At 60.2% G+C, this 23,125-nt stretch carries 18 protein-coding genes; 5 read left to right on the forward strand and 13 right to left on the reverse strand.

Going from position 1 to position 23,125, the window contains the following annotated elements; translation table 11 throughout:
- Positions 1-16 precede the first annotated feature (16 nt).
- From R3O64_RS01250 to R3O64_RS01290, 9 genes are all read right to left on the reverse strand, one after another.
- Positions 17-811 carry a cytochrome c biogenesis CcdA family protein gene (locus R3O64_RS01250; protein ID WP_070521252.1) on the reverse strand — a complete coding sequence of 265 codons (795 nt, stop codon included), beginning with the start codon at positions 809-811 and terminating at the stop codon, positions 17-19.
- Between the two features lie 81 nt (positions 812-892).
- Positions 893-1,762 carry a DsbA family protein gene (locus tag R3O64_RS01255; RefSeq protein ID WP_118781231.1) on the reverse strand — a complete coding sequence of 290 codons (870 nt, stop codon included), beginning with the start codon at positions 1,760-1,762 and terminating at the stop codon, positions 893-895.
- Between the two features lie 176 nt (positions 1,763-1,938).
- Positions 1,939-2,805 carry a glucose-1-phosphate thymidylyltransferase RfbA gene (gene rfbA / locus R3O64_RS01260; RefSeq protein WP_070534049.1) on the reverse strand — a complete coding sequence of 289 codons (867 nt, stop codon included), beginning with the start codon at positions 2,803-2,805 and terminating at the stop codon, positions 1,939-1,941.
- A gap of 124 nt (positions 2,806-2,929) precedes the next feature.
- Complete coding sequence (locus tag R3O64_RS01265; protein WP_154761896.1) at positions 2,930-4,363, reverse strand: ATP-binding protein; 1,434 nt, start codon at positions 4,361-4,363, stop codon at positions 2,930-2,932.
- 78 nt (positions 4,364-4,441) lie between these two features.
- Positions 4,442-5,806, reverse strand: a complete 1,365-nt coding sequence (locus tag R3O64_RS01270) for a bifunctional dTDP-4-dehydrorhamnose 3,5-epimerase family protein/NAD(P)-dependent oxidoreductase (protein WP_339017155.1) — start codon at positions 5,804-5,806, stop codon at positions 4,442-4,444.
- Positions 5,807-5,812: 6 nt separating this feature from the next.
- The gene (gene rfbB, locus R3O64_RS01275; RefSeq protein ID WP_339017156.1) at positions 5,813-6,817 is read right to left on the reverse strand and encodes a dTDP-glucose 4,6-dehydratase; all 1,005 of its coding nucleotides are present in this window, start codon (positions 6,815-6,817) and stop codon (positions 5,813-5,815) included.
- Between the two features lie 27 nt (positions 6,818-6,844).
- Entirely contained in the window at positions 6,845-8,209 is a 1,365-nt protein-coding gene (locus R3O64_RS01280; protein ID WP_154761898.1) for a M1 family metallopeptidase, read from the reverse strand.
- Positions 8,210-8,289: 80 nt separating this feature from the next.
- Positions 8,290-9,369, reverse strand: a complete 1,080-nt coding sequence (locus R3O64_RS01285; protein ID WP_339017157.1) for an alpha/beta hydrolase family protein — start codon at positions 9,367-9,369, stop codon at positions 8,290-8,292.
- A gap of 37 nt (positions 9,370-9,406) precedes the next feature.
- Positions 9,407-10,843 (reverse strand): alpha/beta hydrolase family protein, encoded by a 1,437-nt coding sequence (locus R3O64_RS01290; RefSeq protein WP_339017158.1) that lies wholly within the window; start codon positions 10,841-10,843, stop codon positions 9,407-9,409.
- Positions 10,844-11,490: 647 nt separating this feature from the next.
- Here R3O64_RS01290 and lpdA point away from each other — a divergent pair.
- Complete coding sequence (lpdA, locus tag R3O64_RS01295) at positions 11,491-12,903, forward strand: dihydrolipoyl dehydrogenase (protein ID WP_101735756.1); 1,413 nt, start codon at positions 11,491-11,493, stop codon at positions 12,901-12,903.
- Positions 12,904-13,001: 98 nt separating this feature from the next.
- Here lpdA and ramB read toward each other — a convergent pair whose 3' ends face one another.
- Positions 13,002-14,408 (reverse strand): acetate metabolism transcriptional regulator RamB, encoded by a 1,407-nt coding sequence (gene ramB, locus R3O64_RS01300; protein ID WP_101735757.1) that lies wholly within the window; start codon positions 14,406-14,408, stop codon positions 13,002-13,004.
- Between the two features lie 402 nt (positions 14,409-14,810).
- On the opposite strand from ramB, the gene R3O64_RS01305 reads away from it, so the two are divergent.
- From R3O64_RS01305 to R3O64_RS01320, 4 genes are read left to right on the forward strand one after another with little or no spacing between them, the layout of a single operon-like run.
- Positions 14,811-15,566: a succinate dehydrogenase cytochrome b subunit gene (locus tag R3O64_RS01305; RefSeq protein WP_070521222.1), complete on the forward strand. Its 756-nt coding sequence runs from the start codon at positions 14,811-14,813 to the stop codon at positions 15,564-15,566.
- Between the two features lie 15 nt (positions 15,567-15,581).
- The gene (locus R3O64_RS01310) at positions 15,582-17,603 is read left to right on the forward strand and encodes a fumarate reductase/succinate dehydrogenase flavoprotein subunit (protein ID WP_070521219.1); all 2,022 of its coding nucleotides are present in this window, start codon (positions 15,582-15,584) and stop codon (positions 17,601-17,603) included.
- Positions 17,603-18,352, forward strand: a complete 750-nt coding sequence (locus R3O64_RS01315) for a succinate dehydrogenase/fumarate reductase iron-sulfur subunit (protein WP_070521216.1) — start codon at positions 17,603-17,605, stop codon at positions 18,350-18,352. Before R3O64_RS01310 ends, R3O64_RS01315 begins: the two co-directional genes overlap by 1 nt.
- Positions 18,353-18,399: 47 nt before the next feature.
- Entirely contained in the window at positions 18,400-18,771 is a 372-nt protein-coding gene (locus R3O64_RS01320; protein ID WP_070563595.1) for a hypothetical protein, read from the forward strand.
- Positions 18,772-18,995: 224 nt separating this feature from the next.
- Here the strand turns inward: R3O64_RS01320 and efeB are convergent, their stop codons facing one another.
- The 3 genes from efeB to R3O64_RS01335 are packed head-to-tail and all read right to left on the reverse strand — an operon-like array spanning position 18,996 to position 22,517.
- On the reverse strand, positions 18,996-20,246 hold the full coding sequence (gene efeB, locus R3O64_RS01325; protein WP_101735759.1) for an iron uptake transporter deferrochelatase/peroxidase subunit: 1,251 nt from the start codon (positions 20,244-20,246) through the stop codon (positions 18,996-18,998).
- Position 20,247: 1 nt separating this feature from the next.
- Positions 20,248-21,534 (reverse strand): iron uptake system protein EfeO, encoded by a 1,287-nt coding sequence (gene efeO, locus R3O64_RS01330; protein ID WP_101735760.1) that lies wholly within the window; start codon positions 21,532-21,534, stop codon positions 20,248-20,250.
- On the reverse strand, positions 21,531-22,517 hold the full coding sequence (locus R3O64_RS01335) for an FTR1 family iron permease (protein ID WP_101735761.1): 987 nt from the start codon (positions 22,515-22,517) through the stop codon (positions 21,531-21,533). The genes efeO and R3O64_RS01335 overlap by 4 nt, the downstream gene beginning before the upstream one ends.
- Positions 22,518-23,125 lie beyond the last annotated feature (608 nt).

Genomic DNA, 23,125 nt, shown 5'->3' on the forward strand with positions numbered 1-23,125 from the left:
GGCCTAGAGCTTAGCTCTAGGCCGGCGTGCGGGCGGCCTTTACTCCTGCCACCACCGTGGCGGCGAGTGAAAGTCCGAACCAGACCCACGCATCCGCCACGCCCGCGCTGAAGGCGCGGGCTTTTTCTTGCACCGCGAACTGCGCATCCGTGCTTAAGACTGCGGGTAGTGTTGCACTGCCGTAGCTCAAGATAAACAGCACGCCGATGAGCACGAAGAATGCGCCCGATACGAGGGAGAGGGTATTAGTGCGCACGGGGCCCAGAGTGACTTCGCGTCCGCGAAGCCACGACCACGAACCCACATCGAGGCGCTCCCACAGCGCGGCCAGCACAAAGAGCGGTGCGGCCATGCCCGCGGCATAGGCCACCATGATGAGCCCGCCGTAGAGCGCGCTTCCCGACGCAGCGGCCGTGGTGAGGACAGCGCCCAGGAGCGGGCCCGCGCAAAAGCCGGCGAAGCCATAAACCGCGCCGAGCAGAAACACCTTGCCCCGTGCTTTGCCGGACAGGGCATCCATGCCGGGGATGCGGAAACCACCACCTAGGGCGGTAAAGATTCCCAGCGCAATGATGATCCAGCCTGCCACCGTGATGACTTGGCTACGATACTGCGCCAGCACCGCGGCCAAGCCCATGCCGATGGGCACGAGCGTGGTACACAGACCCAAAAAGAAGACCAAAGTCTTGAACAGCAGCTGGCGCTGCGAATCGAAGGCATAGGCAAAGAAGGCTGGCACCAACAGCGCTGAACAGGGGCTGATCAAGGTCAGCACGCCGGCGATGACGGCGCCGAAGATTCCGATGCTCACAGGCTCACCCCCACTGCATAACCGCCCAATAAGGCGGTCACAATAACCAGCGCGATGAAGACCCACACGATCAGCGGTGGTTTAGGCATTGGCCGCCTTTCCCAGCTGCTCTTGGATGATCTGTTCAAAAGCCTCGGGCGGCTGCGCACCACCGACGAACTGATCTCCGACCACGAATGCCGGGGTGCCCGTAATGCCGATCTGGGAGGCATAGCTGGTGGCCGTTTCAACGACCTCAGTGTAGGTATCATCCGTGGCCTGCTGGCGGAACTTATCCAGGTCCGCAACGCCCGCCTTCTTGGCAAACTTCATGAAGTCCTCGATGCCGAATTCCGGGTGGCCACTGATGTCCTTGCTGGCGGCATAGAGCTCGTGCTTGAACTCCTGGAACTTACCCTGCGCCGCGGCCGCGCGCCCAGCCTTGGCGGCCTCGATGGCGGCGGGGCCGTTTACAGGGTAGTCATTCCACTCGATGCGTACCAGGCCCTTTTCCACGTACTTCTTAAGGATATCCGGCTCGGTGACATTGGCGTGGCGGGAGCAGAACGGGCACTCGAAATCGGAGAACTCCGAAATCACCACGGGCGCATCCACCGCACCCACGGCGAAAGGATCGTTCTCCTTTTTGCGGTGTACCACCGTGATATCCCTAGACATGGTGTCACCGCCGGGCCCGAACATCATCGGGTCACCCTTCCCATCGGAGAACTTCGTGCCGGGCGTGGCCTTGGCGGCATCTTTCGCCAGGTCTTCGGCTGTCGCCGTGCTCGTTGCGGTCTCCTGCGCTGCGGGAGTGCTTTCATCGCCGGAAGAGGTGCGCTCTGCAAGCAGGAAGCCAATGATGACGGCCAAGATAACAACGATCACCAACAATCCCCATGCCACGGGGCTGATGGTGGATAGCGCTGATTTCTTCGAATCACTGGTGGGGCGAGAGGATGAACTAGGCATGCGATTACCTTAACGCGTTTAGACCCGTTTGGGTGAGGCGGCTCCTGATACAGGGCGGGGATGCTTAAGGACGTCCTGAAACTAGGCGGGGAGGCTTAAGCACGTACGGATCGATCAAATAAGGCCTCAGATTCCGTTGGTTTTCGGACCTTATTTGATCGATATGTACCTCGGTCTCAGCCCTCTTGGGCAGCGGCGAGAAGATAACGGCCATAGCCGGACTTCAGGAGGGGCTCTGCCAGCTCCGTGAGTGCCGCGGCATCGATGAAGCCTTCCGCAAAGGCTGCGACCTCCGGCGAACCAATGACGGTGCCGGTACGCTTCTGCATCACCTCGACGTAGGCCGAAGCCTCACTCATGGAGTCCACCGTGCCGGTATCCAGCCAGACATCACCGCGCTGCATGCGCTTGACGCGTAGCCGCCCGCGGCGCAGGTACTCCTCGTTGACAGCGGTGATCTCTAGTTCCCCGCGCGCGCTGGGCGTGATGGACTTGGCAATCTCCACCACGGAATTGTCATAGAAGTACAAGCCGACCACAGCGTGGTTGGACTTGGGCGCGGCGGGCTTTTCCTCGATGGATAGAGCCTGGCCTGCGGAGTCAAAGTCCACAACGCCATAGCGCTGCGGATCGGAGACCTCGTAGGCAAAGATGATGCCGCCGTCTGGGCGGTGGCATTCGTTCAGCGCGGTGGAGAAGCCGTGGCCGTCAAAGATGTTGTCACCCAGGACAAGGGCCACGTCATCCTCGGCGATGAAGTCTTCGGCGATGAGGAAGGCCTGGGCCAAGCCTTCGGGGCGCGGCTGCACCGCATAGTGCAGCATGAGGCCGAGCTGGGAGCCATCGCCAAGCAGGCGTTGGAAGGCGGCCTGGTCTTCTGGGGTGGTGATGATGAGGATCTCGCGTATGCCGGCCTGGATCAGGGTGGTCAGGGGATAGTAGACCATCGGCTTGTCATAGATGGGCATGAGCTGCTTCGAGATGCCCTTGGTGATGGGGTAGAGGCGGGTCCCAGAACCTCCTGCGAGAATGATGCCCTTCATAGGCTTTAAGCTTATCGGAGGGGTCTCGCGCTGGGGTGCGGCGGCGCGGGCTGGCGAGCATAACACTTAACTTCCCACATAACATAACATGTGGGAAGTTAAGTGTTATGTTGAGTGTTATGCTCTATTTGCGCAGCCTGTAGCGCTGCTTAGGGCTGCGTCCGGGTTCAGTCTTTTCGGCGATGTTATCGCGGATGAGCTCATTCAGTGCTTTCTGGACCGCTGTCCGGCTGAGCTTTGTAGCCTCAACTAATTCGGTTGTCGATACGGACGGGCTGCCGTGGAGCAGGTGTTCCACATGGTCACGTGCGGTGCCATAGCGTTCCTGGGTGGCTACCCTGCGGCGGTGGAAGATGATGGTAAAGCTGTCGAGCCGGTTGATAATTTCCGGTTTGGGCATGAGTGCATCAGCTAAGGCCTGATGAATGGTGGCGATGCCCGTGCCGCGGTTCTCTGCGGCGACGCCGCCTTCCGGTAGGGGAATGTCCTCTAGGAACGTGGCAAGGCGTTGATTGCGGGTAGAGCTGACGCCAGCTTCTCCAAGATTTCGGAGCGTAACCCCGCCATATAGGCCTCCCGGATTGGTGATTTCCAAGCGATCGACGAACATGTTGATTTGCACCTGACTGCCGCGAGCAGTCGGGGAGTAGTCACGGTGCATGAGCGCATTGACTAGTGCTTCACGAACAGCGACCAGTGGATAATCCGGAAGTGCGGTCCGGGATTTATCGCCGATAAAGCCGGCGGTGCGCATGTTCTTCTTTACGATGTCGATGCCTTCGCTCACGAGCTCTGGAATCGTGCCGTGAAGGGTAGCGCTGTCGAGGAGGCGAACGCCCGTGGTGACATCACCTTTCGACGTTCCGGGGAACAGGGCGAAGGTGACCGTTAATCGAGGGAAGAATTCCTGTGGGTAGTCTCCCATGACAAGGAGTGAGGCCAGCGTAGGGTGGCCGTCCTTGAGGACTCGCAGGCGCTTGAGGGCTGTGTCCTGTCCATTCGCAAAGGTCTTGGGGCGGCGCTCTTTCTGCACTTGGAGGAAGCCGTCAAGAGCGGCACCCTCGATGTCCTCCAGCGTGGCATCTGGGATGGCATCTTCATCCCAGGTCGGTTGCGTGTGCTCTTCGACGAGTCGATTTACTTCGTACTGGGACAGGCGCGTATCACCATCGCCGGTGCGAATATAGCTCCCTTTGTGCAGCCCCCTTTCGGCCACATAGCAGGGCTTATCGCGCGCGGGAAGCTCGTCGATCTCTGCGACGAGTATGTTGCTGCTTTCAAATTCGATGATGTCGATTTGCGGGCGGACCGGCGGGATGAGCTGTTGGCAGCGAGTCTCCAATTGGTCTTGGGCGGTGGAGGCAGAGAACTTCTTAACTGGGGTGAAGCCGTCCTGCTCTGAAAGGCCGATGATGAGCGTCCCGCCGTCCCCATTTGCAAACGCGCTGAGTGTGGAGAGCACTTCCTTGCTGACGGATGATTTTACCTCTACGGATTGCTTATCGCTGCCGATAACTCGCAGCTGTGCAATTAACTCATCAAGCTCAGAAGGGGTCATGAGCAGGCCTTTCTCTCTACATACCGCTCAACATAACACATAACATAACACGTGGGAAGTTAAGTGTTATGTTGAGTGTTATGCTGGGTAAAGCCCCAGGTAGAGTGCCAAAGCGGCCCGCCAATTCATAGGTTTAAAGCCGGTGGCTTCAATCTTGGACAGGTCGAAGGTGGACTCCTTCGGGCGGGGAGCTTCGGGCCCGGCAATCTCGCGGTATTGCTCGGTGCTCACCGGCGTGACATCCGCGGGGTCCTTGCCCACGCCGGTGAAGACAGCCATGGCAATCTCATCGCGGCCCACGGCATCACCGGAGTTGGAGATGTTGTACACGCCGTACTCAGCTTTAGTCTTGAGCAGGTGGATGATGCCCTTGGCCAGGTCCTCGGCAAAGGTGGGGCGCCCGCGCTGATCATGGATGACGGAGGGCTTGACCCCCTTATCCGCCAGCGAGCGCATCGTGGACATGAAGTTGGCGCCATCGCCAAAGACCCACGAGGTGCGGATGACATAGTGGTGCGGGGCGGTCTGCGCGGCGGTATCGCCCGCGGCTTTCGACGCCCCGTAGGCCGACAGCGGGGAAGGCATCTCCTGCTCGGAGTGGACCTCGTTAGAACCGTCGAAGATGTAGTCGCTGGACACGTGCACCAAGGTCAGGTTATTCTCCGCCGCAATGCGCGCGAGCTTCGCCGGTGCGGAAGCGTTGACCGCCCAGGCCGCGGCGCGATCGTCCTCCGCACCGTTGACATCGTTATAGGCCGCGCAGTTGATGATGGCGGAGTACTGCTTCCACGGGCGGGCAGGCGGGTTGGTGATATCGAAATCTTCGTGCCCGCAGAACTCCACCGCACCCAAGCCAGCGGAGGGCAGGAATTTCTGCAGGGCGCGGCCCAGCTGCCCGTTGGCCCCGGTGACCAGGATGCGGCGAGGGGGCATGGGGGAGACGTCGGCAAGCGCGGGGTGCCCCTTGTCCTTGTCGGAGATCTCCGTCGGCTCCAGCGGCCAGTCCACCATGTCCAGGTTGACGCAGGTGTATTCCGCATCCGGGGACCAGTGGTCATTGACCAGGTAGGAGTAGGCGCAGGCCTCCAGCGCCTGGAAACCGTTGGCCACGCCGCGCGGCACGAAGACCGCCACGTCCTCGCGTAGCTCGTGAGTCACCAGCTGCTCGAAGGTGGCAGAGCCCTCACGCAGATCGCACCACGCGCCGAAGGCCCGGCCGGAGGCCACGGAGACCAGCTTGTCCCAGGGCTCCGCGTGCAGCCCACGCGTGACACCCTTCTCCGCATTGAAGGAAACGTTGTTTTGCACCGGTTGGAAGTCTGGCAAGCCGGCCGCCACCATCTTCTCGCGCTGCCAGTTCTCCTTGAACCAGCCGCGGTTATCCCCGTGGACGTCGAGCTCCACAATGAGCAGGCCTTCGATGGCCGTTGACTGCACCTTCATGGCTATTTATTGTCCTTGCTTCGCATAGTTGGCTTCGACTTCTTCCTTGCCCGCGCGCCACCACTCCTCGTGGGTGCGGTACCACTCAATGGTGGCGGCCAGGCCCTCCCGCAGATCCGTGTAGCGCGGGGCCCAGCCCAGCTCGCGGCGCAGCTTGCTGGCATCCATGGCGTAGCGCTGGTCATGGCCCGGGCGGTCCGCCACGTGCTCGAAACGCGCCCGACCATTATCCGTCGCCCCCATGAGCTCACAGATCATCTCGATGACCTGGCGGTTATTCGTATCCTCCTGGTCGGCGCCGATGTTATAGGTCTCCCCAAGGCGCCCGCGGTCCAGGATGGCGAGCACCGCCTCATTGTGGTCATCCACGTGAATCCAATCCCGCACTTGCTCGCCCGTGCCATAAAGCTTCGCAGGCTGGCCTAGAAGCAGGTTGGTGATCTGCCGCGGAATGAACTTCTCAATGTGCTGGTAGGGGCCGTAATTATTGGAGCAATTCGAAATGGTTGCCCGCAGCCCAAAACTGCGCACCCACGCGCGCACCAGGTGATCCGAACCGGCCTTCGAGGCCGAATAGGGCGAAGACGGGTTATAGGGAGTCTCCTCGGTGAAGTAGGTATCGGCGCCAATCTCCAGGTCCCCGAAAACCTCATCGGTGGAGATATGATGGAGGCGCACATCGTGGCGGCGGCAGGCCTCCAGCAGCACGAAGGTACCCATGATGTTGGTGTGGAGGAAGGGTGAAGGATCCCACAGGGAGTTGTCATTGTGGGATTCCGCCGCGAAGTGCACCACGGTATCGGCGTGCGCTACGAGCTTGTCGACGACCCCCTCATCCGCTACGTCTCCCACCACGAGCTCGGCGTCCACGCCGTCGAGGTTGGCGCGGTTGCCCGCGTAGGTGAGCTTATCCAGGACGGTGATTTCCACCTCCGGGCGCTGCTGGGCCACGAGCCGCACGAAGTTTGCACCAATAAAGCCGGCGCCGCCGGTAACAAGCAGTCTGCGCATGGTCTCCCAGTTTAGAGCATGCCCTGTTTAGGCGACTGTGGGGAAATGAGGCAGCGCCGGTTGATCCAGCCACTGTGCCACGAGCTTGTCGACGTCACCCGGGTTCTCAGCAACCTTGCGCATGCGGCTGATGAGGTCCTCCGGGGTCACGACCGAGTGCTGCGCTGCGGTGAGGTAGTCCCGCACCGTGGCAAAGAAGGCCTCATCGCCTACGAGGCAGCGCAGCGCGTGGACGGTCAGAGCGCCGCGCTTGTAGACGCGGTCATCAAACATATCGCGCGTACCAGGATCACTGAGCACGATGTCCTGCTTCTTGCGGGCCAGCACCTGATAGTGCGAGCGCGCCGATTCATGTGCTGGGCGGCCATGCGCATGCTCGAACCACAGCCACTCGCAGTAGCAGGCGAAACCTTCGTTGAGCCAGATATCCTTCCACTCCGAAAGGCCCACGGAGTTGCCGAACCACTGGTGGGAGAGCTCGTGCGCGATGAGCCGCTCGAAGACGTGATCACCCTTGACGTGATTGGAACCGAAAATGGACAAGCCCTGGGCTTCGAGGGGGATTTCCAGCTCATCGTCGGTGATGACTACTTGGTAGTCGGAGAAGGGGTAGTGGCCAAAGAGTGCGGAGTAGAAATCCACCATCTCCTGCTGCTGGGCAAATTCTTCGAGTACCACCTGCTTGAGGCGGGCCGGCGCCCACGCGCGGACGTTGGGGCCGAGGGGAATGTCGATGTATTCGCCGACCTGGACCGTGGCCAAATAGGTGGCCATAGGGTGCTTGACGCGGTAGTGCCAGCGCGTCATGGATCCGCCCGCGCGGCGGCGAGAGACCAGCTTGCCGTTGGAGATGACAACGAAAGGATCATCCGCGGTGATGCGAATATCGTAGGTGGCCTTCGCGGACGGAGTGTCATCACAGGGGAACCAGCTGGGGGCGCCGTTGGGCTGGCTGGCCACCAGCGAGCCTGACTCTGTTTCTTCCCACCCGATGTCACCCCACGGCGTGCGCAGCGGGCGGGGTGCTCCGCCATACCGAATGCAAAGCTCAAACTCTTGGCCTTCGGCGATCATGTCGGCAAAGTTTAGGCGCAGCTTTCCGCCGGACAGGCGGAATTTGGCCACGCGCGGCGCGTGCTTCGCCGTGATGCGGCGAGCCACCATAGCGCCGCCGAGGTCGAGGGTGAGCTTGTCTAGGTCCTCCAGCGCACGAATATGGAGCACGGCTTCACCCTGGAGCAGGTTGGGCTCCACGCGGTAGGTCAGATCCAAGTCATAGTGGGTGACCTCGAAGCCGAGGTTGAAATCCACCCCCGTGTAGCTATCTCGAGTGAGTGCGGCGCGGTCGCGAGCGGCTGAGATATGCGAAAGGGCGGTGGATAGCAGCTTCATAATGCCGCTATCCTACCGCCCTTGTCCGGCTTGTCCGAAGCCAGGGGAGCGCGCACGGTGTGACGTGCGCGGCTTGCTGTTTAGGAGTTGAAGGCTTCCTCAAAGGTAGGCCAGGACTTCACTAGGTCCTCGCGCCAGCCCGGCCAGGAGTGCGTACCCACATTGCGGAAGTTGTAGTTTGCCGGAATGTTCTGCTGATCCAGCTTTGCCTTGAGCATGTGGGTGCAGTGGTTCACGGCCGCCTCGATGACGCCGCCTTCTACCTGCAGCTGCGCTGAGCCCAGATAAGCAGCCGCCGGGTTGTATCCCTTGTTGATGTAATAAGACGGCGTATCCTGCTCACCCGCGAAGCCCGATGCAGAGGAGATGTACAGCTTGGTGCCGCGCAGCTTCTCGGAGTTCATCAGGGCGTCGTTGTAGCGGTTGTAGGCAGAGCCCATTGGGCCCCACATCTGCTCCGGCTGGCCGCCACCGCGGTTGACGGTGAGGCGCAGGAACTCGTACTCGGTGGGGTAGGCGGTTGCGGCACAGCCGGCGAAGGAACCGACTGCGTCATAGAAGCCCTGATTGTGCTGGGCAAGCAGCAGCGAGGACGTCGCGGACATGGACATGCCGGCGATGGCTCGCTTATTGCTTGCGTTCAGACGCTCCTCCAGCGGGCCAGGAAGCTCCTTGGTCAGGAAGGTCTCCCACTTCTGCGGGCCCTTGAGGTACTTGCCGTTGGGCACTTCCAGCCAGTCGGTGTAGTAGGAGAAGGCACCTGCCTGCGGAACCACAACGTTGACGTCCTTGTCCGCGTAGAAATCCACGACATCGGACATGTACAGCCAGTCGGAATCTTGCTCGGCGGAACCAGCGCCGTTGAGCAGGTAGACCGTCGGGCGGTCCGGGTTCTTGGCCGGGATGACAGCCAGCGGAATGGCGCGGCCGTTCATCGCTGGCGACGTAGCCTCCAGCTTCAGAACGCGGGCGTCATCCTTATAGTGGTCATACCACTTCTGGCTCTCCACCTCCGGGGTGACCTGCAGGTCCGAGATGGTGGAGAGGGCAGTGTCACCCGCAACCTGCTGCGGGGTGGTGGTGGCAGCACCTGCAACGGGGCTGACCAGCGCGGCTGCGCTGAGCGCGCCGGCGGCGAGGAGAGAGCTAAGACGCTTCATTACGTTCCTTATTCAACAATTGGTACGGCGATTGAGCTTACTGCTCGGTCACCGCAGGATCTTCTGGCAGGGAATCAGCGAGGCCTTCGGTGTCTGCTTCCGCCTCCGCCTTTTTCGCATCCTGACTATCGGCATCGGCGGCCTTTTCGTTAGCGTCCGAATCCGCATCTGCTGAATACGCAGTCGCTACCGGCTCAGCTGGATCGACGGGAAGGCCAAAGGCGCGTGCGTAGGTAGGCCAGGAGGAGTTGACGTCATCCAACCAGCCCGGCCAGGAGTGGGTACCGGTGTTGCGCAGGTTAAAGACCGCGTCGACGTCCTCGCGCTCCATCTTTGCCTTCAGGTCATGGGTGCAGGCGTTCATGGCTGCTTCGATGACGCCGCCCTCAACCACGAGGGTGGAGGAGGACTTGAAGGCCTGGGACGAGCCCAAGGCATCAATCTTGGACGAGCCCAAGTCAGTTGCCCCAGCCAAACCGGAGTTGGCGGAAACGTAGACCTTGGACTTGCCCATGTTGTTCTTCGTGGCGTTGATGAGGCCATCGTTGTAGCGGTTGTAGTCACCGCCCATTGGTCCCCACATCTGCTCGGTGTTTCCGCCACCGCGGTTCACCGTGAGCTGCGAGTAGAAGTTCGGCAGCGGCGTTGAGGTAGCAGCGCAACCGGAGTAGGAGCCGATGGCATCGTAGAAGTTCGGGTTGTGCTGGGCCAGTACCAGCGAGGAGGTTGCGGACATGGACATGCCGGCGATGCCGCGCTTGCCGTTGCCGTTAATGTGCTTCTCCAGCGGGCCAGGAAGCTCCTTGGTTAGGAAGGTCTCCCACTTCTGCGGGCCCTTGAGGTAGCTGCGGTCCGGGGTGGTCAGCCAGTCGGTGTAGTAGGAGAAAGCACCCGCCTGCGGGATGACAACGTTGACGTTACGGTTGGCGTAATAGTGAACGAGGTCTTGAGTCTTCTCCGTCTTCGGATCAAGATCCTTAGCCACGGTGGAGACAATCCAGTCCATGCCCTGCTCGGCGCCGCCGGCACCGTTGAGCAAGTAGAGGGTAGGGCGGGAAGCATCAAAGGTGCCGTCCGGGGTGATCACTGCGAGGGGGATGTCGCGGTTATCCATTGCAGGAGCGGTGGCCTTGATGGTCTTGACCTTGTGGCGGTAATCCCAGTACTTGAAGACGTAGCCCATCCATTTTTTGTTGTCCGGGATTTTCTTGATGTCGACGTTCTTAAAGGTGACCTGCTTGTCGAAGGAAGCCTCATACTGTTCGCGGGACGGCGATGGGTTGCCGGCCTCATCCTTGGGCAGGTACTCCTCGAGTTCGGTGTAAAGGTCGAGCTCGGAAATATCGGACGGTGTAGCCTCACCGCTGATTTGATCCGGTTTAACGTCGGATGCGCTGGCGATAGGGGAAACGACGGCACCGAGGGCTAAGGCGGAGGCCGCCGCAAGCGTCGTGAGAGAGCGCGCAATCTTCATGGAATCTCGCTTTCTAAGTGATGAGCGGAAGTGTAGGGGCAAGTTTAAAAGATGCTCCGGACAAACCACCCTTGACAGGGGCAAAAGTGCTGATAGATGGGTAATTCAGCACCCCCGAAGATAAGGGTAGTCAGATTAAACATACCAAGTTATAAAAGTGAATGGTGGTATTGAAGTGAAAACCGTGTCATAATCTTTCCGCGCCTATTCGTGGGCTATGTAACGCAACGGCCGTCTCCTTCGTTAGTGGGGCTAGGTACCGTGACCGCTTTTGGCGGCGACCGTCCTGCATCGCCGTGGCCTCGCTAGAGGACGCTGCATTAAGCCGTACGCGCCGCTAGAACAACAACAGAAAGAAGAAGAATGAACTTTTTTGACACCATCCTCGTTTCCATCAACCAGGTGCTGGGCCAGATCGCTCACTCTGGCTCCTCCACCTCCTCGAAGGCTGCCTTGGACTGGGGCCTGTTCTAAATAATTTGTTGAGGGCTGTGCCCTCGTTTTCTTTCCCTTAATCCCCTTCTTGGGGGTTAAGGGTTTATTTTTGCCCGAAGGTGTTGAAAGCATCCTGACTGCTATGCGCTGTCCAGCGGGTGCAGGGCGGGGGTGGTGGGACAGCGAGCCTAAAGTTACGTATCCTGTAGAACGTGACTAATGAACATTTTGACGTTGTAGTACTCGGCGCGGGCCCCGGCGGCTACGTGTCCGCCATCCGCGCTGCCCAGCTGGGCAAGAAGGTTGCCGTTATTGAGAAGCAGTACTGGGGTGGTGTCTGCCTCAACGTGGGCTGCATCCCGTCCAAGGCTCTTCTTAAGAACGCTGAGGTTGCACACACCTTCAACCATGAGGCTAAGGCCTTCGGTATTTCCGGCGATGTTTCTTTCGACTTCGGCGTTGCGCACAAGCGCTCCCGCAAGGTGTCGGAGGGCATCGTCAAGGGTGTGCACTACCTGATGAAGAAGAACGGCATTACGGAGATCAATGGCTTGGGCTCCTTCAAGGACGCCAAGACCATCGAGATTACTGAGGGCGATGACAAGGGTAAGACCATTACCTTTGATAACTGCATTATCGCCACCGGCTCCGTCGTTCGTTCCCTTCCGGGCGTGGAAATCGGCGGCAACATCGTGTCCTTCGAGGAGCAGATCCTCAACGATGAGGCTCCGGATTCCATGGTGATCGTTGGCGCAGGCGCCATCGGCATGGAGTTTGCTTACGTTCTGGCCAACTACGGCGTGGACGTGACTATCGTGGAGTTCATGGACCGCGTCCTGCCGAACGAGGATAAGGATGTCTCCAAGGCCATCGCCAAGGAATACAAGAAGCTCGGCGTGAAGCTCCTGACCGGCTACAAGACCACCGCCATCAAGGACAACGGCGACAATGTCACCGTTGAGGTTGAGTCCAAGGACGGTTCCAAGACCGATACGCTGACCGTGGACCGCTGCATGGTCTCCATTGGCTTCGCTCCGCGCACCGAGGGCTTCGGCCTGGAGAACACCGGTGTCGAGCTCACCGAGCGCGGCGCCATCGCCATCGATGACTACATGCGCACCAACGTTGAGGGCATCTACGCCATTGGTGACGTCACCGCGAAGCTGCAGCTCGCCCACGTGGCTGAGGCGCAGGGCGTCGTGGCCGCTGAGGTCATCGCCGGCGCTGAGACCCAGCTGCTGGGTGACTACATGAACATGCCGCGCGCCACCTTCTGCAACCCGCAGGTTGCCTCCTTCGGCTACACCGAGGAGCAGGCTCGTGAGAGGTTCGCTGACCGCGACATTAAGGTCGCTACCTTCCCGTTCTCCGCTAACGGCAAGGCGGCCGGCCTCAACGAGACCGCGGGCTTCGTCAAGCTTATTGCTGACGGCGAATTCGGTGAGCTCATCGGCGGCCACATGGTGGGCTCCAACGTTTCCGAGCTGCTGCCGGAGCTGACCCTGGCGCAGCGCTTCGACCTCACCGCTGAGGAAATCGGACGCAACATTCATACTCACCCGACGCTGTCTGAGGCTATGAAGGAAGCTGCCGAGGGTATCGGCGGACACATGATTAACCTCTAAGGCCAAGGCGAGAAGCCAAAACAAGAACACTCCCCCTCAATCCCGGCGAAGGGATTGAGGGGGAGTGTTGGTTTTAGCGCCGTAACGCTACTGGCTCATTAATACGGTGCGACGGCGGAACGGTGGGCGTCGACCACCAGCTCTTCATTAATGGCCGGGAAGGCGCGTTGAGCGCAATTCTGGCGAGGGCAAGTGCGGCAGCCGGCGCCGATGGGGGTTGCGGCAGACAGGGCGTCGAGGTTGAGACCTTGGGCATAGACCGTGCGGCTGGCGTGGCGCGCTTCGCAGCCTAGGCCGATGGAGAAGAGCTTCTTGGTATCGCCGAAGCGGCCCTGGGGGTAGCTCACCGTCCGTGAAATCCAGAGGTAGTTGCGGCCATCCGGCATCTGCGCCAGCTGACGCGAGATGGTGTTGGGGCGGGCGAAAGACTCATATACGTTCCACAGCGGGCACGTACCACCGGAATTGGAAAAGTGCACGCCCGTGGCCGATTGGCGCTTGGACATGTTGCCGGCGCGATCAACCCTCACGAAAGTAAAGGGGATTCCGCGCTTGTTGGGGCGCTGCAGCGTGGAGAGGCGCGAGGCAATTGTCTCGTAGCCCACGCCAAAGACGTTGCAGAGGTACTCCACGTCATACCCGGATTGCTCGGCCTCACTGTGGATGAGGCTGTAGGGGAGCAGTGTGGCGGCGGCGTAGTAGTTGGCAATTCCACGCTTGGCCAGGTTGATGGAGGCGTCCGAGGTGAAGGGTTCTTCGTCCACGAGGGCGTCGATTAGCGCGCCCGCCTCGAGGAAACCCAACTCTGCCGCCATACGGAAGGCGCGCTGGCCCACGCTCAGGCGGCTGGCAAGGCGAAGGGTGCCACTCTCCTTGTCGAAGCGATGCAGGGTGCCATCCATCCGATCGGTCGTGAGAATCTCCACGCCGTGTTTGGAAGTGAGCCGCTCATTAAGCGCCTGTTCAATGTCGCGAATGTGGAAGGGGATGACGTTGAGCTCCGAGGCAGTTTCTTCTGCGTGGATATCCAACTCGTCGAGATAGTTCTGCCGGGCATAAAAGAAGTCCCGCACTTCGTCGTGAGGCATGGACAGTGCCTGGTTCCCGTCCGAGCGGCGGGTATCGGTGGCGAGCGAGAGCTTGTCACGAATATTGCGGTAGCGGCGGTGGATATCCACGAGCGTGCGGGCGACGGTGGGGTGGTTGTAGACCAATTCGGACAATTCCTGAAGCTCCACGGGGGAGGGGCAGATTTCCTGGTCTTGGACGACATCCTGGATTTCCGCAAGCAGGCGTGAATCATCATCACGGGAGAAGAACGTGGCATCCACACCAAAGGCTTCAGTGATTTTCAGCAAGACCGGGACGGTAAGAGGGCGTACGTCGTGTTCAATCTGATTGACGTAGCTAGCTGAAAGCCCCAGCGTAGCGGCGAGAGTAGCTTGGCTGAGATCACGTTCGCGGCGCAGCTGGCGCAGGCGCGAACCCACGTATGTCTTGCTCATGTGAGCTAGGTTACCTAGTGCCTTTCGGTCATAACAATTGTTTTGCAAGGAATGTGTGAAGTATTTTAACTCCGCTGCGAAGTGGGGGGTGCTGGCGGGGTGCCGAGCGGGCGATAGGGGTGTATACCAAGCGAAAGTTTGACACCTAAAGGGGTAGGGTCGTCACTCAGGCCACACCCTGTGACAAAAGTCTCATCCGTGAAATGTTTTCGCAAGCTCAATATTGCGTAAAAGGAAGTGATCAAGGTAGAGCGGTCAAAGAGGTGTGGCGCCTAAGGTGATCCTTGCCTTAACTCGTTTAAATACGGGGACCATAGGAGGGGGAGGGGGTATGCAAAGCAAAGATATAACTAGTGGTCAGCGCAAAGGTCTGCGTAAGGTAAGGGCGACAATGGAGGTGTCATGTCTGTAAAAAATCCTGACCGTGAAGCCCTCGCTCACGGCCGTATTACTAATGAAACGATTCGTCCTAAGCCAGGAATTCCGTCCTGGGCTTTGAAACTGACGATGGCAATTACCGGTCTGTTCTTCGCGCTCTTCGTTGTGGGACACATGGCCGGCAACCTGAAGCTTTACTTGCCGGCTCACGACGGCCAGGAAGCACTCGATGCCTACGGCGCTTACCTGCGTAATCTTGGTGAGCCACTGATCCCGAGCGGTCACGCACTGTGGATCATTCGCATCGTCCTGCTGGCCTGCGTGATCGCTCACATTTACGGCGCTTTTGCTTTGACCGCTCGCTCGAAGGCATCCCGCGGCAAGTTCAAGCGCACGAACCTGATGGGCGGCATGGATTCCTTTGCCACCAAGAGCATGCTGGTTACCGGCGTCGTGCTTCTCCTGTTCATCATCTTCCACCTTCTGGACCTGACGATTGGTGTCCAGCCGGTTGCAGCAGAAGCTTTTGCTCACGGTGCCGTTAAGGCCAACATGATCGCAACCTTCTCGCGCTGGCCGGTGACCATCGTCTACATCGTCGCCATGCTGTGCCTCTTCCTGCACCTGACCCACGGTATCCGCCTTGCGGCTTCTGACCTGGGCATCACCGGTGCAAAGTGGCGCGAGGTTTTTGTTGTCCTGGCGTACATCGTCCCGGCCGTCGTGTGCCTGGCAAACATTGTTATGCCGTTGTCCGTCGCCCTGGGCTGGGTCAGCTAAAGGAGTTTTGAACCCATGACTAACGCGAACACTGAACTCAAGCGCGAGCACCCTGACTTCTCGCACCCGCAGTCCATCGTCCCGGGCGTTAAGCCGGGCCGCATCCTGGAGTCCCACGAGCCGCACGGTGTCCCGATGAAGGACATGTGGAGCTACCAGAAGGACCACATGGAGCTCGTCTCCCCGCTGAACCGCCGCAAGTTCGAGATCATCGTTGTCGGTACCGGCCTGTCCGCTGGTTCCGCCGCCGCTGCCCTCGGCGAGCTGGGCTACAAGGTCAAGGTCTTCACCTACCACGATTCACCGCGCCGTGCGCACTCCATTGCTGCGCAGGGTGGTGTGAACTCCTCCCGCCACAAGAAGGTGGATAACGACTCCGCTTACCGCCACACCAAGGACACCGTTAAGGGTGGTGACTACCGCTGCCGCGAGTCCGACTGCTGGCGCTTGGCCTATGAGTCCATCCGCGTCATCGACCACATGAACGCCATCGGCGCTCCGTTCGCTCGCGAGTACGGCGGCACCTTGGCTACCCGTTCCTTCGGTGGTGTGCAGGTCTCCCGTACCTACTACACCCGTGGCCAAACAGGCCAGCAGCTGCAGCTGTCCACCACGTCTGCGCTCTACCGCCAGATTGGCCTGGGCAACGTGGAGCTCTTCGCTCACCACGACCTGCAGGACATCATCACCTACACCGACGGTGGTAAGAAGCGCGCCGGCGGCATCGTGACCCGCAACCTCATCACCGGCGAGCTCAAGGCCTTCACCGGCCACGCAGTCATCCTCGGTACCGGCGGTTACGGCAACGTCTACCACATGTCCACGCTGGCCAAGAACTCGAACGCCGGCGCCATGATGCGTGCGTACGAGAACGGTGCTTACCTGGCTTCCCCGGCATTCATCCAGTTCCACCCGACTGGCCTGCCGGTCAACTCCGAGTGGCAGTCCAAGACCATCCTCATGTCCGAGTCGCTGCGTAACGATGGCCGCATCTGGTCTCCGATCAAGGAGAAGGATGACCGTCCTGCCAATGAGATTCCGGAAGAGGAGCGCGACTACTTCCTGGAGCGCCGCTACCCGGCCTTCGGTAACCTCGTCCCGCGTGACGTGGCTTCCCGCGCCATCTCCCAGCAGATCAACAAGGGTCTGGGCGTTGGTCCGCTGCACAACTCCGTGTACCTGGACTTCCGTGACGCCATCGAGCGCCTGGGCAAGGACAAGATCCGTGAGCGCTACTCCAACCTCATCGAAATGTACGAAGAGGCTATTGGTGAGTCCGCTTATGAGACCCCGATGCGTATTGCTCCGACCTGCCACTTCACCATGGGTGGCCTGTGGACGGACTTCAACGAGATGACCACCATCGACGGCCTCTTCGCCGCCGGTGAGTGCTCCTGGACCTACCACGGTGCGAACCGCCTGGGTGCTAACTCCCTGCTGTCCGCTTCCGTTGATGGATGGTTCACCCTGCCGTTCACCATCCCGAACTACCTGGCCCACCACCTGGGTGAGGCCAAGCTGGCTGAGGACTCGGCAGAGGCCAACGAGACTGTTGCTCGCGCACAGGCGCGCATCGACCGCCTCATGTCCATCCAGGGTCAGGATCCGCACGGCCCGGCGTACTACCACCGCCAGCTGGGTGACATCCTCTACTGGGGTTGTGGCGTGTCCCGTAACGTCGAGGACCTCAAGGTTGCCATCGAGAAGGTTCGCGCACTGCGCAAGGAATTCTGGGCTAACGTCCGCATTACTGGCGACGCCAACGACATGAACCAGGTTCTCGAGTACGGTCTGCGCGTTGCTGACTACATCGACCTGGGCGAGCTCATGTGCATCGACGCTCTCGACCGCGACGAGTCCTGTGGTGCTCACTTCCGTGATGACCACCTCTCCGAGGACGGCGAGGCCGAGCGTGATGACGAGAACTGGTGCTTCGTCTCCGCATGGGAGCCGGGCGCTGCTGAGGGCGAGTTCATCCGCCACGCCGAGCCGCTGTACTTTGATTCGATCCCGCTGATGACAAGGAACTACAAGTAATGAAACTGACACTTGAGATCTGGCGTCAAGCCGGACCGACGCAAGAAGGCAAGTTCGAAACCGTGCAGGTTGACGACGCCGCCGAGCAGATGTCCATCTTGGAGTTGCTCGACCACGTCAACGACGGCCTCATCGAGGCCGGCAAGGAGCCGTACGCATTCGCTTCCGACTGCCGTGAGGGCATCTGTGGTACCTGTGGCCTTCTGGTCAACGGCCGCCCGCACGGCCCGGGCCAGAACACCCCGGCCTGCCAGCAGCGCCTGTTCCAGTTCAAGGACGGCGACACCATCAAGCTGGAGCCTTTCCGCTCCGCTGCCTACCCGGTCATCAAGGACATGATCGTGGACCGCTCCAAGCTGGACCACGTCATGGAGCAGGGCGGCTACGTGTCCATGGATGCGGGTACCGCTCCGGATGCTGACACCCTGCACATCAACCACGAGACCTCCGAGTACGCCCTGGATCACGCTGCCTGCATCGGCTGCGGTGCCTGCGTGGCATCCTGCCCGAACGGTGCTGCTCACCTGTTCACCGGCGCCAAGCTGGTTCACCTCTCCCTCATGCCTCTGGGCAAGGAAGAGCGTGGCCGCCGCGCACGCAACATGGTGGACGATCTGGAGCAGAACTTCGGCCACTGCTCGCTCTACGGCGAGTGCGCTGATGTGTGCCCGGCTGGTGTGCCGCTGACCGCGGTTTCCGCGGTTACCCGCGAACGTGCACGTGCTGCTTTCCGCGGCAAGGACGACTAAGCTATAGTCATTCACAGGATTAACAGGAACGAGAGAAAGTTTCAGCCATGAGCGACCTCAACCCGGCAGTAGCTGATCACCACAGCGAGACCTACCCGGAGTTCTCCGGCAAGATCCAGGACTCCTACATCGAGGGCTACGAGCCCGTATCCTACGGTGCACCGCACTCTTCGTTGCTGCGCACCTCCACCTGGGTGGGCATGGGCCTGATTCTCTCGCTCCTGCCGGCAGCCGGCATCCTCATTTGGGGCCTCGGTACGTGGCTCTACCCGCAGGGCACCGCTGGTGCTGACTACCAAATCAACATCATCGTCGGCGCTATCGCGCTCGTCGTTGTTGCCATCCTGGCAGTCAGCTCCGTCCACTTCGGTCGCCGCTACTACCGCCAGTACCGCAAGGAAACCGGCCGCATCAACTAGGCACCTCCTAGGACGTTGAACGCCTAAGTTTCTGTACTGACACTACAACCCCCACCTCCAAGCAAACACATGGGAGACCATGTGAGGAGGTGGGGGTTGTTGGCGTGTGGGTGCTGGGCGGGAGGAGAGGGGGAGCGGGCGCTTGGCGACGCCCCCTAGCGGCGGTATCGAGACCAGATTAGGTGCTCTGCCGAGTGCGGCCTTAGTGCCATGCCCCCATGGCTCTAAGAGAACATTCCCTCACCGATGAAGCCGATTTCACTTACACCGGGCGGAATGAGGTAGGTGCCGGTTTTGGTGGTCTTGAGGTACTCAAGAAGCATCTCGTCGCGCGACATGGACTGGTGCACGGTGGCGAACCGGTCCACGGTGCGGGTGAACGCCATGAAGAACAGGCCAGCGTCAAGGCGACCTTGTTCGTTGGAACCATCGACGAAGTTGAATGCACGGCGCAGCATACGGATGCCACCGTTTTGATCAGGGTGCACGTTGAATACGTGGGAACCGTGGTCGATGACGGGACGGCCTCGCTCGTTGGTGGCGGCGAAATCTGGTTCGTCGAATTCGTTGGTGCCCGTCAGTGGAGCACCCTCGAATTTATCACGGCCGGTGACACGCTCCTGCTCCTTGAGCTGCAGGGTATCCCACACCTCGATGTTCATGGCGATGCGTCGGGCCGTAAGGTAGCTTCCCCCAGCTGCCCAGGGTTGGGAAGAACTCGCTGGAATCCACACGTGCTCATCCAACGCATCAGCATCTTCGGCACGGATGTTTGCGGTGCCGTCTTTCTGCCCGAAGAGGTTGCGTGGGGTGCTTTCTTCACGAGTGGTCACGGCGGCTTTGCCGAAACCGATCTGGGACCAGCGCAGCGCAGCATCGGGTACAGCTAAGCGAGTCAGGTTGCGTATAGCGTGAGTAGCTACCTGTGGGTCGTTAGCGCATGCTTGGATGCAGATGTCGCCGTCGGACTGCTCACGGTTGAGGAAGTCGTTGGTCATCGGCGGCATTGCGGTGAACTCGGTTGGCAGTTTGTCAGCCAGGCCGAACTGGTCGCGGAACAAGCTGCGACCGAAGCCGATGGTGATGGTCAGGGCGGAGGGGCCTAGGTCGAAGGCTTCACCGGAATCGTCGGGCGGGAAGTCCGCACCACCGCCGAACGCACCCTTAGCACTGACTTCGCCGCCGAGCGTCAACCGTCGAGCAGCATCGGTCCAACGCTGCAGGAGATCAACGAGGTCATCGCGGGAGGCCTTCTCGTCCATGTCGAAAGCTGCGAAGTGGAGGCTGTTTTGCATCGGGGTGATAATCCCGGCTTGGTGTTCGCCGGCGAAGTCAATGATCAGCTCGTCATTCGTAGCACCGTCGATGTCGCCAGATGTCCCACGGGATTCTTCCTGCGAGCAGGCGGCAGCGGCGGCCCCGACGGCGCTGACACCGCCAAGCGCCAAGAAGGTGCGTCGGTTGAACCCGCTCATTTTAGGATTCCGCCCCCGAATCCGCTTCAGCATCAGCCTCAGTATCAATGTTGAGGCCCAGTACGGTGCCGGTCAGGTTGGACAGCGGCTCGCGCAGCGCGTCGATGGCGCGGGTGAGTTTTGCTTGCTGGCCGGCGTCGACTTCGTCGTAGTCGACGTAGCCGGTTTCCAGGCTGCCGTATTCGTCGAGGAGGGACTGGATGGCGTCGAAACGCTGCTCGATCTCGCTGACCAACTTCGAGCCTTCGTCGCCGCGCTCTGCGGCGATGCCTTTGACCATGTCAAAGGCGATGCGCGAGCCTTGGATGTTGGCTTGGAAGTCATAGAGGTCCTTGTGCGACCACCAGTTTTCCTCACCGGTGACCTTGGTGGTGGCTACCTCTTCGAGCAGGCCCATCGCACCGTTAGAGACGGTGTCGACGGTGATGTCGTTCTCTGCGGCGAAGTTATTGGCCTGCACGGTGTCGTTGAGGGCTTCGACGTCGGCGACGAGTGCGTCGGCGATCTCACGGCGCTTCTGCGGCGAGGACGGCTCCCATCCCTCGCGGGCGGGTGCGCCGTCGGCGTTCTTGGCGTCGGCAGCCGGCGGCCACAGGTCCTTTTCCATGCGGTGGAATCCGAGCCACTCGGTGAAGGTCGGGTCATCTTCCTTGAGCTGGTCTGCTTCGGCGATGTAGTCCACTTCGCGGTAGTCGATGCGCGGGTCGAGGACGCCGAGGGCCTCAGCGATCGGTTCAATGCGCTCGTAGTGCACGCGGGTGGCGGCGTAGAGGTCCTTGGCCTTGCCGTCGTTCCCTGCGGCGTATGCTGTGGCGAATTCCTCGACCTTTGGCAGCAGTTCTGCGACCTCGTTCTTGACAAAGGCGACGTAGTTGTCGCGGGCTTCGTTGAAGCGCTTCTCGTCGGATTCGTCGTACTTGATCGCTTCGCCGGTCACTGTGAACTCGGCTTGGCCAATGTTCGGTCCGCGCAGGCCTGGTTTGCAGGCGGTGAAGTAGGAGCCAGGCTCGAGCTGGACGGTGAGGTCCGCGGTGCTGCCGGGGGTGATGTTCTCGCGTTCGGCGATGACGCGCAGGCCGTCTTCGGCCAGGAGGTAGAATTCGGTGACGCGCTCACCGGAGTTGGTGATGGAAAAGGTGTTGGTGCCGGATTCCGCTGAGTTTGTGGCGACCGTGCAGGAGTCTTCTTTGGCTTGGACGTCGATGGCATCGCCGGTGCTGTTTTCCACGCACGCAGTCAGCGGGAGGGTGAGTGCGAGTGCGGCAACGATAGCGGGAGAGCGCTTCATGATGAGACCTTTCGTGGGTTTTCGTTGTGTGTGGAGGAAGTTTTGTTGCTTGGCTTACCGGCGACACCACGCCGCCCACCGCGCACATGCCCCACAAAGATTGGAACAATGACAGCGAGGTATACGCCCCAACCAATGACTTGCAGCCAGGACATTTGTGGCATAAACCCGGTGAACGCTTGGAGCAGTGTGGCGGTGATTCCGGCAGGGTCGATGAACTCGTCGAGGTTGAACGCCCAGCCGAACGGGAATGACGCCATCCAGAACGGGTACGTGGCAAAACCGGTCAGGACCTCGCCGGTGCGCGGGTGCGTGGGGGCAATCGGTGCGCCGGAGAACGGCCCGGGGAGGAACTGCGCCTCCTGGAGATCGTGGATGGCGTAGGCGAGGATGCCTGCCGCAACGACGATGAGCAAAGCACTCGACCAGGTGAAGAAGGTGCCGAGATCCAGGCGGAGAGCGCCCCGGTAGATCAGCCAGCCCATTATGATGGCAACGCCAATGCCGACGAACGCGCCAATGACCGCACTAGGGGTGGTCATCCAACCCCACAGCAGGAGGGTCAGTTCGATGCCTTCGCGGGCAACGGCGACGAACGCGAGCCAGAACATGGCTTGCGTGCCTTTGGTCAGCGCAACGCCCGTTTTGTCCTCGAGCATGGTGCGCAGTTTCCCGCCCTTGTTGCTTAAGGAGAGGACCATGCCAGTGATCATGGCCACCGCGATCAGTGACATGATGCCGCCGATCGCTTCCTGGGCGCGGAAGGACAATCCGTAGCGGCCGAAGGTGAATAGTGCGCCGAGTGCCGTGCAGATTGCTGCTGCCATGACCACGCCGACCCACACAGTGCGGGCTGCGGTGTTCAGGTGACCCTCGTCGGTGGCAGTGCTGCTCCGGCGCTGGATGGCGGCGAATAACATGCCGACGATAAGGGATGCTTCCAGGCCCTCACGGAGGCCGACCAGGAAAGCTGCAATGAACATTTTTAGAACTTTCTCGTGTGTAACCTGGCTCGTCGAAGGGTAGCGATAGATAAAGGTAAGGCTACCCTTGAATAGCCGAGCCTAACCTTAGTCTTGGTGTGATGAGAAAGTAAATTCCTTTCCTCACCCGTACGGTGAATCGAAGGTGAGGAAACTCAGTTCAGGGATCATGGCTGCGGGGTGCAGTCCGCACAATAATCGGCATGAGGCCATGTAGAAGCGGGGGCACGTGGCATTGAAAACTGGAATCTATCGAGCGCACCTCTGAGTAGGCGTTCTACAGACACCCTGAATTCGTGCGGGGACAAATCAGTGTGCGGGCGTCTGTGGAGTATGTAGCGCGAAGTTAGACCGGATTGCTTTGTGCTGTTGGCGCAGCGTGTGCTGTTTCTGCAATTGTCCAAAAACGGTAGATATCGATGACTAGATTTGAGACATGGATTCTGGTTTCTACGCTTATGCAATGGAATAGCCATCCGGCTATTCCACCGCCGCAAACGTCCAAAAAGCCACTAGCCATCCCGTCCAAAAACATCCTGGACTCCGTGTCCAAAAAGTCGCTAGACATCACATGGGAGTACTGGAAGTGGGTCCTACAGCGGTGTCAC

Source organism: Corynebacterium hesseae (genome assembly GCF_037850265.1).
In the GTDB taxonomy this organism is placed as follows: domain Bacteria; phylum Actinomycetota; class Actinomycetes; order Mycobacteriales; family Mycobacteriaceae; genus Corynebacterium; species Corynebacterium hesseae.